Source organism: Nocardioides taihuensis, from assembly GCF_042657275.1.
GTDB classification, from domain to species: Bacteria; Actinomycetota; Actinomycetes; order Propionibacteriales; family Nocardioidaceae; genus Nocardioides; species Nocardioides taihuensis.
In genome coordinates, this window is record NZ_JBHSKD010000027.1 from 58,926 (window position 1) to 70,716 (window position 11,791).

Annotated in this window: 10 protein-coding genes; 3 read left to right on the forward strand and 7 right to left on the reverse strand. The window is 73.8% G+C overall.

Translation table 11 applies throughout. The annotated features are described in order from the left end of the window. Positions 1-52: 52 nt before the first annotated feature. Positions 53-943 carry a LysR family transcriptional regulator gene (locus tag ACFPGP_RS18315; RefSeq protein ID WP_378592312.1) on the forward strand — a complete coding sequence of 297 codons (891 nt, stop codon included), beginning with the start codon at positions 53-55 and terminating at the stop codon, positions 941-943. Between the two features lie 13 nt (positions 944-956). Here the strand turns inward: ACFPGP_RS18315 and ACFPGP_RS18320 are convergent, their stop codons facing one another. The 4 genes from ACFPGP_RS18320 to ACFPGP_RS18335 all read right to left on the reverse strand — a co-directional run bounded on the left by ACFPGP_RS18320 (position 957) and on the right by ACFPGP_RS18335 (position 4,361). Beyond that, the gene (locus tag ACFPGP_RS18320; protein WP_378592313.1) at positions 957-1,253 is read right to left on the reverse strand and encodes a hypothetical protein; all 297 of its coding nucleotides are present in this window, start codon (positions 1,251-1,253) and stop codon (positions 957-959) included. Between the two features lie 29 nt (positions 1,254-1,282). Continuing rightward, positions 1,283-1,453, reverse strand: a complete 171-nt coding sequence (locus tag ACFPGP_RS18325; RefSeq protein ID WP_378592315.1) for a hypothetical protein — start codon at positions 1,451-1,453, stop codon at positions 1,283-1,285. 149 nt (positions 1,454-1,602) lie between these two features. Then, a complete protein-coding gene (locus ACFPGP_RS18330) occupies positions 1,603-2,718 on the reverse strand; it encodes an NAD(P)H-dependent flavin oxidoreductase (RefSeq protein ID WP_378592317.1) in 1,116 nt (371 codons plus the stop codon). Then, positions 2,715-4,361 (reverse strand): acyl-CoA synthetase, encoded by a 1,647-nt coding sequence (locus ACFPGP_RS18335; protein ID WP_378592319.1) that lies wholly within the window; start codon positions 4,359-4,361, stop codon positions 2,715-2,717. The genes ACFPGP_RS18330 and ACFPGP_RS18335 overlap by 4 nt, the downstream gene beginning before the upstream one ends. 46 nt (positions 4,362-4,407) lie before the next feature. Here ACFPGP_RS18335 and ACFPGP_RS18340 point away from each other — a divergent pair, with 46 nt between their 5' ends. Continuing rightward, entirely contained in the window at positions 4,408-5,235 is an 828-nt protein-coding gene (locus ACFPGP_RS18340) for a crotonase/enoyl-CoA hydratase family protein (RefSeq protein WP_378592320.1), read from the forward strand. Positions 5,236-5,258: 23 nt separating this feature from the next. Here ACFPGP_RS18340 and ACFPGP_RS18345 read toward each other — a convergent pair whose 3' ends face one another. From ACFPGP_RS18345 to ACFPGP_RS18355, 3 genes are all read right to left on the reverse strand, one after another. Further along, entirely contained in the window at positions 5,259-8,072 is a 2,814-nt protein-coding gene (locus tag ACFPGP_RS18345) for a hypothetical protein (RefSeq protein ID WP_378592322.1), read from the reverse strand. Positions 8,073-8,144: 72 nt separating this feature from the next. Next, complete coding sequence (fadD8, locus tag ACFPGP_RS18350; RefSeq protein ID WP_378592324.1) at positions 8,145-9,725, reverse strand: fatty-acid--CoA ligase FadD8; 1,581 nt, start codon at positions 9,723-9,725, stop codon at positions 8,145-8,147. After that, on the reverse strand, positions 9,722-10,765 hold the full coding sequence (locus tag ACFPGP_RS18355) for an LLM class F420-dependent oxidoreductase (protein ID WP_378592325.1): 1,044 nt from the start codon (positions 10,763-10,765) through the stop codon (positions 9,722-9,724). The genes fadD8 and ACFPGP_RS18355 overlap by 4 nt, the downstream gene beginning before the upstream one ends. A gap of 45 nt (positions 10,766-10,810) precedes the next feature. On the opposite strand from ACFPGP_RS18355, the gene ACFPGP_RS18360 reads away from it, so the two are divergent. Beyond that, a complete protein-coding gene (locus tag ACFPGP_RS18360) occupies positions 10,811-11,785 on the forward strand; it encodes a Zn-ribbon domain-containing OB-fold protein (RefSeq protein ID WP_378592327.1) in 975 nt (324 codons plus the stop codon). The last annotated feature ends 6 nt before the right edge of the window (positions 11,786-11,791 follow it).

Genomic DNA, 11,791 nt, shown 5'->3' on the forward strand with positions numbered 1-11,791 from the left:
TCCATACGTCCAATAGCCTGATCTACGGTTATCCATGCACTAGAGTCATGCTATGGACACCGAGGCGATGCGCTGGTTCCAGCAGGTGGTCGACGGGGTCACCGTCACCGAGGTGGCCGAGACCTGGCAGGTCAGCCAGCCGGGGGTCTCCCGCGCGCTGGCCAGGCTCGAGCGCGAGGTGGGCGCCCCGCTGCTGCACCGCTCGGGGCGCGTGCTGCGGCCGACGCACGCCGGCACCGTCTTCAAGCGCCACCTCGACGCCGCCCTGCACGCGGTCGACGACGGCCTCGCCGCCGTGTCCGAGCTGGTCGACCCGCGCACCGGCACGGTCTCGCTGGCCTTCCAGCTCTCGCTGGGCGTCTCGCTGGTGCCCGGGCTCATCGACCGGTTCCTGGCCCAGTACCCGCGGGTGCGCTTCCAGCTGGTTCCCTCGCAGGACGCGCTCGGCTCGTCCATGGTGGCCGGCGGCCGGATCGACCTCGAGCTCACCGCTCGCCGGCCCCGCAACCCCGCGGTGCACTGGGAGCGGCTGCTCTCCCAACCGCTCTACCTCGCCCTGCCGCCCGACCACCCCGCGGCGCGGCGCTCCTCGATGTCGCTGGCCGACGTCGCCGAGGAGACCTTCGTGATGCTCGGACCGACGTGGGAGCTCCGCGCCCTCTGCGACGACCTGTGCGCGCGGGCCGGCTTCTCGCCCCGCGTGGGCTTCGAGGTCGACGACCTCACGGTCGTCCGCGGCTTCGTGGCGGCCGGCCTCGGCGTCGGCATCATCCCGGCCCTGCCCGTCGAGGCCGACCTGCTCTCGCCCGCCCGCGAGCGCCTGGTGCGGCTCGACGACGACGGCGCGCACCGCGACGTCGGGGTCGCCTGGTCTCAGGAGCGCCGGCTGCTGCCGTCCGCGGCCCTCTTCCGCGAGCACGTGCTGGCCACGGCCCCGCGCTGACGACCCTGCGTGCTCAGGGATACCGCGGCCGCCACCACCACGCCTCACGCAGCGCCCGCAACCCGAGACGGGTGCCGACGAGGAGGGCGGCTGCGACCACCACCAGGCACACCGTGCCGACCAGTGCCCGCACGGCGAGGGTGAAGCCCGCGAACGGATCCTGGCCCCGGGGGCGCAGCACCCGTGGCTTCGCCACCGACACCGTCTCGACGACCGCGCCGTCGTCGAGCACGGTGCGGAAGCGCAGCACCGGAGCCTTGCCGAACCTGCCCACCACGACGTACGACGCGTGGTCGCCCGCGGCCAGCAACGTGCCGGGTGGGCGGGCCGCCCAGTCGGTCAGTGCCCCCGCGCCTCACGGTCGTGGGCGAGCCGGCCGCCCGGCACCCGACGCTGCGCGATGCGCCCCAGCACCCGGAATCCGCGGTCCTCGAGGGCGCTCACCACGACGCCGAAGGGCGCCTCCCCCGCCTCGCTCCCGGTGACGTCCTCGAACCACGGTTCCTGCACGGCTCCCCTCTCGGCGGCCGCGCAGCCCGGGCCGCCGCGCGGCTCCCCGCCGCCCGAACTGACGGTTCGACGCGCCCGAACTGACGGTTCGACGCGCCCGAACTGACGGTTCGACGCGCCCGAACTGACGGTTCGACGCGCCCCGTGGGTCAGCCGGCGGCGATGCCGTCGAGGCGCCGGACGGCCTCCTCGAACTCCGCGACGAGGTCGCGCATCACGTCGGCGACCGGACGCACCGCGTTCATCCGCCCCACGACCTGCCCGACCGGCATCGAGATCACGTCGGGGTCGCCGCTGGCGTTGATCCGGTTGTGGGCCTCGGCGACCAGCAGGTTCTGCAGGGGCATCGGCAGCGGCGCCGGGGCGTCCTCGGCGGCCCACGCGTCGGTCCACCTCGTCCGGAGCAGGCGCGCCGGCTTGCCGGTGTAGATCCGGGTCCGCACGGTGTCGGAGGACGAGGCGCGCAGGAAGGCGGTCTCCCAGCCCCTGTTGCCGGCGAGGTTGCGGTACTCCTCGGTGCCGAGCCAGATCGACCCGGTCCACACGCCCTGGGCGCCGAGCGCGAGCGACGCCGCGACCTGCCGCCCGGAGCCGATGCCGCCCGCGCCGAGCACCGGGACGTCGGGCCCGACGGCGTCGACGACGTCGGGCGTGAGGACCATCGAGGCGATCTCCCCGGTGTGGCCGCCGGCCTCGTAGCCCTGCGCGACGATGATGTCGACGCCGTTGGCGATGTGGCTCTGGGCGTGCTTGGGCGCACCGGCCAGCGCGGCGACCTTGAGCCCGGCGGCGTGGCACTCCTCGATCACGTCGGTGGGCGGCGTGCCGAGCGCGTTGGCGATCAGCACCGGCCGGTGCTGGAGGGCGACGTCGACGTGCGAGCGCGCCATCGAGTGCAGCCAGCCGAGGACACCCTCGCGCCCCTCGCCCTCGGGCAGCGGCGGGACGCCCAGCTTGCGCAGCGTCTCGTCGACGAACGCCTTGTGCTCCTCGGGGATGTGCGACGCGAGGTCGGCCGAGGTGCCCTCGGTCGGCACCTTCATCGGCATCACCACGTCGACGCCGTAGGGCTTGCCGTCGGTGTTCTCGTCGAGCCAGGTCAGGGTCCGGTCGAGCTCCTCGGCGTCGTTGAACCGCACGCAGCCGAGGACTCCGAGCCCGCCCGCGCGGGAGACCGCGGCGGCGACGTGCTCGGAGGGGGTGAAGGCGAAGATCGGGTGCTCGATGCCGAACTCGTCGCAGAGCGGGGTGCGCACGCCGGTCACGCGTCCGTCGGCTGCTCGGTGTCGGCGCCCGTGCCGAGCGAGGCCAGGGCGATCTCCTTGGCGCGCGGGTACTGCGCCTTGCCGGTCGCGTTGCGCGGGATCCGGTCCACGACCGCGAGCACCCGGGGCAGCTTGAAGCCGGAGAGGTGGCCACGCAGGAAGGAGCGCAGGTCCTCGAGCTCCAGCGTCGTGCCCTCGCGGAGCTCGACGACCGCCGCCACCGCCTGGCCGTAGCGCTCGTCGGGGACGCCGACCACGAGGGCGTCGTACACCGCGGGGTGGCCCTTGATCGCCATCTCCACCTCCTCGGGGTAGACCTTCTCCCCGCCGGTGTTCACGCAGTTCGAGCCGCGGCCGAGCATGGTGACCTTGCCGCCCTCCTCGATCCGGGCGAAGTCGCCGGGCACCGAGTAGCGCTCGCCGTCGATCTCGAGGAAGGTGCGCGCGGACTTCTCGGGGTCCTTGTAGTAGCCGACGGGGACGCTGCCGCCGCGCCCGAGGCGCCCGATCTTGCCGACGTCGGTCGCGGGGTCGAGGAGCCGGTTGTCGTCGTCGATGACCACGCTGTTGGGGCCGAGCGCGACGACGGGGCCGTCCTTGCTGATGTTGTCCTTGTCCTGCAGGCCCATGCCCTGGAAGCCGGTCTCCGAGGCGCCGATCGAGTCGGTGAACACGGCGTTGGGGAAGGCGTCCATCCAGCGCTTCTTCACCTGCGGGCTGAAGATCGCAGCGCTGCTCGAGATCGCGAACAGACTGCTGCCGTCGAAGTCGCCCGCCTCGTAGGCCTCGATCAGCGGGCGGGCCATCGCGTCACCGGTCATGAAGATCAGCTGGACCCCCTCGCGGTCGATGATCTGCCAGGTGCGGACGGGGTCGAACTTCGGCTCGAGGATGGTCAGGTGCCCGGCGAACAGGTGCATGAGCAGTCCGGCCTGGGCCCCGCCGTGCATGAGCGGGCTGAGCGGGAACGTGACCATCCGCGGGTCGGTGGCCTGGGCCGACTGGTCGAACTCGGTCAGCGGCGCGCCGGTGTAGAAGTCGATGCCGCCGCCGAGCACCCGCCAGAAGTCCTCGTGGCGCCACATCACGCCCTTGGGGAAGCCGGTGGTGCCACCGGTGTAGATGATGTGGACGTCGTCGGCGCTGCGCTCGCCGAAGTCGCGCTCGTCGCTCTGGCCGGCCAGCGCGTCCTCCCACAGCACCCCGCCGTACGACGAGACGTCGGAGGTGTCGTCGGGCGCGAGCACGTCGGGGATCACCACCGCGTGCCGCAGCCTCTCGTGCCGGGGGAAGCAGGCCGCGACGAGCGGGGCGTAGGTGCGCTCGTGGATGACCGCGACCACGTCGGCGTTGTCGAAGAGGTAGTCGAGCTCGCCCTCGACGTAGCGGTAGTTCACGTTGATGTTCGTGGCCCGGATCTTGACCACCGCCAGGATCGCCACGACGTGCTCGATGGAGTTCTTGGCGTAGATCGCGACGTGGTCGCCCTCCCCGATGCCCTGCGCCTGCAGGTGGTGGGCCAGGCGGTTGGCGTCGCGCTCGAGCTCGGCGTAGGTGACCACGCGGTCCCCGACCTTGACGGCGGGGTTGTCCGGGGCGACGTCGACGGCGTGCTCGAAGAGGTCGGCGATGTTGTGGGCCACGGCGCGAGACTAGAACACGTTCTCGTTCTTGGCTAGGATCCCGGCCATGAGCACCGCCCCTGAGACCGGTCCCGACGCGGGCGCCGAGCCGGCCCCGCACGCCCTCGTCGAGCTGGTCGGCCACACGCTCGTGGTCACCATGAACCGTCCGGCGAAGAAGAACGCGCTGTCGGGCGAGATGCTCGAGATCATGGCCGATGCCTGGGACCGGGTGAACGACGACGCGGACGTGCGCGTGTGCATCCTCACCGGCGCCGGCGGGGCGTTCTGCGCCGGCGCCGACCTCGCCGCGATGTCGACGTCCTCCCCCTCCGACCGCTTCGAGTCGGGCGAGTTCGACCCGTCGGTGATCAAGTCGCTGCTCAAGGGCTTCCGGCTGACCAAGCCGCTCATCGCCGCCGTCGAGGGGCCCGCCATCGCCGGCGGCACCGAGATCCTCCAGGCCACCGACATCCGGGTCGCGGGAGAGTCGGCGAAATTCGGGGTCTCCGAGCCCCGCTGGGGCCTCTACCCCCTGGGCGGGTCGGCGGTGCGGCTGCCGCGGCAGATCCCGTACACCGTCGCGGCCGACCTGCTGCTCACCGGTCGGCACGTGAGCGCGGCCGAGGCCCGGGAGATCGGGCTCGTCGGCCACGTCGTCCCCGACGGCACCGCGCTTGAGAAGGCGCACGAGCTGGCCGGGATGATCGCCGCCAACGGCCCCCTCGCCGTCCAGGCCGTGCTGCGCACGATCCGCGCCTCGGAGGGCAAGCACGAGGACGACTGCTGGCGCGACGACGCCGCGGTCGGCGCCGCCGTGTTCGCCTCCAACGACGCCAGGGAGGGCCCCCGGGCCTTCCTCGAGCGCCGCACGCCGCAGTTCACCGGCACCTGATCACCACGACACGGCCCGGCGGGTCACGAGCCGACGCGGGCCGAGGCGACCAGCGGCGCGTCGAGCGGTCGCGCCGTGAAGCGCACGGTCAGCACCTTGGCACCCGGGTGACGCGGGTGCGCCCGGGTCGGGATCACGAGCCGGGCCGTCGTCGCGCCCGGGGGGAGGTCGACGAAGCCCCAGCGCCACACCCGCCACAGCGGCACGTCGTCCGGCACCTGGCCCAGCTGGGCGCGCAGCCAGGCACGTGAGACGTCGGAGGTCCGCAGCGGTCGGACGCCGGGTCGCCGCACGGCCCGGGCCTGGTTGTCCACCCAGTAGTCGACGGGCGCGGAGAGGTGCACCCGGAACACCACCTCGTCGCCGTACGCCACGTGGGCCGGGGCGGGCTCGAAGGTGACCGCGGGCGAGGGGTCGTCGTCGCGGACCACGACGTCGCCCACGAAGCGGCTCAACGCCACGCCCCGCTTGGCCACGGCGTGCACCCGCTGGGTCACGCGCCCGAGGTCGTCGACGTCGTCGGCCTGGTAGCGGACCGCGATCGTGCCGGCGGTCTGACCCAGCTCGAGGTCGACGGTCACGAACTGCGGGCGGCGCCGCCAGCCCCAGGTCCACTGCTCGGCGGCGACCGCGAACCGCGCCGGGGCGGTGACCTCACCGGTGACACGGAACGGCAGGAGCGCGGTGCCGCCGGTCGTCGCCGACCCCTCCGGCTGGACCACCCGCCCGAGGTGCACCACGGGCAGTGAGGTGTCGGGCACGGGCGCCAGCCCGGGCTCGCGGCGCGAGGCGTCGAGCAGCCAGAGCCGGCCGAGGTCGCTCACCGTGCGCACCTGCACGGAGTCGACCTGGGCGAGGTCGAGGTGGCCGCGGTAGTCGTCGGGGTCGACGCGCAGCGTCTGCGCCCACAGCGCGGCGAGGTCGGAGAAGCCGGGGAGCGGCTGGAGGGTCCGGGCCGGCGCGGCGAAGGTCTCACCGCCGGCGCCGAGCACCACCTCGAGGTCCACGGGCGGGCTGTCGGGGTCGACGACGACGCGGAGGTCGAGGCTGGTCCCCTCCCCGCCGAGGTCGAGCGGCTGGGCGAGGTGCCACCCGCCCTCGGCGCCGGTCGTCGTCCACGCGAGGCGCTCCTGCTGCGCCAGCCCGCTCGCCGCGTCGGCGGCGTGCACCGAAGCCGGGGAGGGGTAGGTCGGGGTCCAGTGCGGCTCGCGGTCGAAGCCGTGGATGCCGCACAGCTCGTCGTCGCCGGGGACGGTGCGGGCCAGGCCGCCGAGGTCGCCGTACGGCTCCCCGGCCAGGCACGGCGCGGCGGCACCGGCCGCGGTGGCGCCGCCGTCGAGGCCGACGGTGCTGCGGTGGCCGCCGAGGGCCGCGGTGAGCGCGACGGCCGGGCCGGCGGCGGGCAGGGCGACCGGCTCCCCGGCGTCGATCCAGGCGAGGGAGTCGTCGGCCTGCGCGGGGTCGCCCGCGAGGAAGGCGTGCACCCCGGCGGCCACCCAGGTCTGCGCCGCGCGGCGCTGCTCGGCCGCGGTGAGCCGCGTCGGCGAGGTGCGCGACCCGCACACGGGGTCGGTGCGGTTCCACCAGTCGTCGGTGCTGGGCGCCTGCGAGATGCGCGGGGTCCACTCGGTGTTGAAGAAGTTGTGGTTGGCGCCCATCAGCAGGACGCTGCTGCGCAGCGACGGGTCGTCGGGGGCGAGCAGCGGCGCCGCGTCGACGTACCGCTGGCCCTGGAGGTCGCTGACGTCGCCGTCGCAGTAGCCGAGCAGCACCTCGGTCGGCAGGTACGACGCGGTCTGCCAGCCGAAGTCCGTGGGGGCGAGCAGCACCTGACCGAGCAGGCGGTACGGCGCGTCCGCGGGCGTGTCGATCGCCGCCTGGTCGACGCCCTCGCCGCCGCGGCTGTGACCGACCAGCACCACGCGGTCGAGGTCGAGCCGCCCGCCCCACTGCGCGTCGGCGGGGTCGGCCGACCAGCCGGCGAGCAGCTCGAGGTGGTGGCGCACCAGGGTGCCGCGGGCGCGCGCGCCGCCGTCGTTCGTCATGCCGTCCTGGGCGTTCACGGCGTTGGCGGAGATGCTCACCGAGGCGTAGCCCTGGCTGGCCAGCAGCTCCTGCAGGTAGGTGTACCCCAGGTAGCTCGGGACCGGCTGCGAGGTCGGGGCGCACGGCCAGAAGCCGTGGTCGTGCGGTCCGTAGCAGGCGATGTGACGACCGTGCAGGAACACCACGAGCGGCGCGTGGTCGACCTCGTCGGGGAGCACGGCGTGACCGAGCACCTCCATCGGGGCGTCGAAGGTCGGCCACGGCAGGTCGGGAGCGGTGTAGTCGAAGGCGGTCCACGTGCGGGGCCCGGGGAGGCCGGGGTCGGTGCCGGGCGTGACCGCCTGCCGAGCCAGGGCCGCGCCGGACGTGGCCTGCCCGGGCGCAGGGGGAGTCGGCTGGCTGGTGACGTCGAGGCGCCGCGCGCCGAGCCAGACCTCGAGGTCGCCCGCGTCGGCGCCGCCGAGCGCGGCCAGGGGGACGCTCACGCTGTGCCCGTCCGGGTCGACGTCGGGGACCGCCACCACCGTGCCGTCCACCCGGAGCTCGGGCCGCGCGTCCGTGGTCGGCAGGCGGCCGGGAGCCCGCCACACCGCCTCGGGCCCGGACGGGGTGGCCACGACCGACCAGCGCCCGCGCGCCGCGTCGGGCACCGCCACGGTGCCTCCGGCAGTCGCCGGTGTGGTGACCACGAGCGGGAGGAGGACCGGCGCCAGGCACAGGGCCGCCACCACGGCCGCCGCGCGTCGCCGCACCCGCGCGCGCCGTACGAGCGGCACGCCCTGCCTCGTCACGGCTCCACGCTCCCCCGCCGGGCCGCACCGCCCCAGAGGCGATGGTCCCGCGGCGACCGGGATCGTCGGGGGCTACCCGACCGCGCGCTCGCCCTGCCAGAACTGTGCCCGCAGCGCCTTCTTGTCCGGCTTGCCCAGCCCCGTCAGCGGCAGCGCGTCGACGGCGATGACCCGCTTGGGCACGTGCACCGGGCCCTTGCGCTGCCGGACCGCGTCCTGGACCTCGGCGACGACGGCATCGGTCAGCTCGTGCCCCTCGCGCAGGACGACGACCGCGGTGACCGCCTCGCCCCACTTCGCGTCCGGCGTCCCGATCACGCCCACCTGGGCCACCGCCGGGTGCTCGGCCACGACGTCCTCGACCTCGCGCGGGAACACGTTGAAGCCGCCGGTGACGATCATGTCCTTGGTGCGGTCGACGATGTACCAGAAGCCGTCCTCGTCCTCGCGCGCCACGTCGCCGGTGTGCAGCCAGCCGTCACGGAACGTCTCGGCCGTCTCGTCGGGCAGGTTCCAGTAGCCGGCGGCCAGCAGCGGACCGGCCACGCAGATCTCCCCCGGCTCGCCGGGCGGCACCGGCAGGCCGTCCTCGCCGAGCAGCGCCGTGCGCAGGAACGCCGAGGGTCGACCGCACGACGCCAGGCGCCGCTGGTCGCCGAGGTGGTCGGCCTTCGCGAGGTAGGAGATCACCATCGGCGCCTCGGACTGCCCGTAGTACTGGGCGAAGATCGGGCCGAACCGGTCGATCGCCTCCTGCAGCCGCACCGGGTTGATCGCCGACGCGCCGTAGTAGACGGTCTCCAGCGACGAGAGGTCGCGGGTTGCTGCGTCGGGGTGGTCGAGGAGCGCGTAGAGCATCGAGGGCACGAGCATGGTCGCGGAGATCCGCTGCTCCTCGATGGTGCGCAGCACCTCGGCCGGGTCGAACCGCGGGAGCACGTAGAGGCAGCCGCCCTTGAGCACCGTCGGCACGAAGAATGCCGCGCCGGCGTGCGACAGCGGGGTGCACATCAGGAAGCGCGGGTTCTCCGGCCACTCCCACTCCGACATCTGCACCTGCGTCATCGTCGACATCGCGCGCGACGTCCCGACCACGCCCTTGGGGTGGCCGGTGGTGCCGCCGGTGTAGGTGATCGAGACGACGTGGTCGGGGTCGAGCGTGCGCGCCACCAGCGGCTGCGGCTCGTACGACGCGGCCGCCGCGACGAGGTCGTGCCCGCGGCCGGCCAGCGCCTCCGGCAGCGGCCCGATCGTCAGCACCTGCTCGAGCCGGGGGCACCTCTCCAGCAGCGCCAGCGCCCGCTCGGCGAAGACCGGGTCGACGACGAGCGTGGTGATGCCGGCGTCGTCGATGACGTAGGCGTGGTCGTCGACGGAGCCCAGCGGGTGCAGCGACGTGCGGCGGAAGCCCTGGGTCTGGCCCGCGCCGAGGATGAACAGCACCTCCGGGCGGTTGAGCGCGAGCAGGGCGGCGTGGGTGCCGGTGCCGGCCCCGAGCGCCTCGAAGGCCTGCACGTACTGGCTGATCCGCGCCGCGGTCTCGCCGCCGGTCAGCGTGGTCTCGCCGAGGTGCATCACCGGCACGTCGCGGTGCCGCTTGAGCGCGGCCACCATCAGGTGGCCGTTGTGGACGCCGGTGCGCAGGTCGCTCATGCCAGCACCTCCGCCACGCGGCGCACCTCGGCGGCGTCGCGGCAGCTGAGCAGCAGCGTGGTCACGCCCGTCTCCTCCCACGCGGCCGCGCGCTCGCGCACGTAGCCCTCGTCGCCCACGATGTGCATCTCCTCGACCAGCTCGTCGGGGATCAGCGCGGTCGCCTCCTCGCGCTCCTGGGCGAGGAACAGCTCCTGCACCTGCCCGGTCAGGTGCTCGTAGCCCATCCGGTCGAAGACGTTCTTGTGGAAGTTCTGCTCCTTGGCGCCCATGCCGCCCATGTAGAGCGCGATGACCGGCTTGAGGCCGTCGATCACACCGCGGCGCTCCTCCTCCGACGACGTGATCTGCAGGTGGCAGGTCGCGGCGATCTCGAAGTCGTCGCGCGTGCGCCGGGCGCCGGGCCGGGCGAAGCCCTCGTCGAGCCAGGGCTGGTACATGGCGGCCGAGCGCGGCGTGTAGAAGATCGGGAGCCAGCCGTCGGCGATCTCCGCGGTCTGCGCGACGTTCTTCGGCCCCTCGGCGCCGAGCCAGATCGGGATGTCGGCGCGCAGCGGGTGCACGATCGGCTTGAGCGGCTTGCCGAGCCCGACGGCACCCGGACCCGTGTAGGGCAGCGGGTGGTGCGGCCCGTCGTTGGTGACCGGGGCCTCGCGGGCGAGGACCTTGCGGATGATCTCGACCACCTCGCGCGTGCGGGCGAGCGGCTTGCTGAAGGGCACGCCGTACCAGCCCTCGACGACCTGCGGCCCGGAGACGCCCATGCCCAGCACGACGCGGCCGTTGCTCAGGTGGTCGAGCGTGAGCGCGTGCATCGCGATGCTGGTCGGTGCCCGGCCCGACATCTGCACGATCGAGGTGCCCAGGCGCACCCGGCGCGTCTCGCGGCCCCACCAGGCCAGCGGGGTGAACGCGTCGCTCCCCCACGCCTCGGCGGTGAAGATCGCGTCGAAGCCCGACTCCTCCGCCGCCGCGACGAGCTCACCGGTGTTCGTGGGCGGCTGTGCGCCCCAGTAGCCGAGCTGCAGTCCGAGCTTCATCCGTCTCCCTTGTCAGGCACCTAGAACCTGTTCTAGTTTTCACCCATGGCGCGGACATTGCAAGCACCGGTGACGGTCTCGTTCGACTACACCCGGTCGACCGGGCCGGTGCTCGGGCGCTTCCTCACGGGCCTGCGCGACGGCGTGGTCGTCGGCGGCCGCACCTCCGAGGGCCGGGTGGTGGTGCCGCCGCCGGAGTTCGACCCCGTCACCCACCGCGCCGTCGAGGACTTCGTCGAGGTCGCCGACACCGGCACGGTCACCTCGTGGACGTGGGTCCCCGAGCCCGTCGCCGGCCAGCCGTTCGACCGGCCGTTCGCCTTCGCGCTCGTCACGCTCGTCGGCGCCGACGCGCCCCTGCTGCACGCCCTCGACGTCGCCTCGCCCGCCGGGGTGTCGACCGGCATGCGGGTGCGGGTGCGCTGGGCGCAGGAGCGGGTCGGCGCGATCACCGACATCGCGTGCTTCGAGCCGGTGGCGGCCGACGGGCGGGCCTCCGCCACGGCGGGCGATGTTGTCGAGACCGAGGTCGCCGACGAACCCGTCACCGGCGTGGTCACGCCGGTCGCCCTCGACTACGTGTACGCCGCGTCGCCGGAGGAGTCGGCGTTCTACCGCGGCCTGGCCGGGGGGCGGATCCTCGGCCAGCGCTGCCCGACGTGCCACAAGGTGTACGTGCCGCCGCGCAGCGCCTGCCCGGTGGACGGGGTCGCCACCACCGACGAGGTCGAGCTCGGGCACACCGGCACCGTGACCACGTTCTGCATCGTCAACGTGCCGTTCCTCGGCCAGAGGATCACCCCGCCCTACGTCTCGGCGTACGTGCTGCTCGACGGCGCGGACATCGCCTTCCTGCACCTGATCCTCGGCTGCCCGGCCGAGGAGGTCCGGATGGGGATGCGGGTCGAGGCGGTCTGGAAGCCGCGGGACGAGTGGGGCACCACGATCGAGAACATCAGCCACTTCCGCCCGACCGGCGAGCCCGACGCGCCGTACGAGACCTACGCCCAGCACCTGTGAGGACCA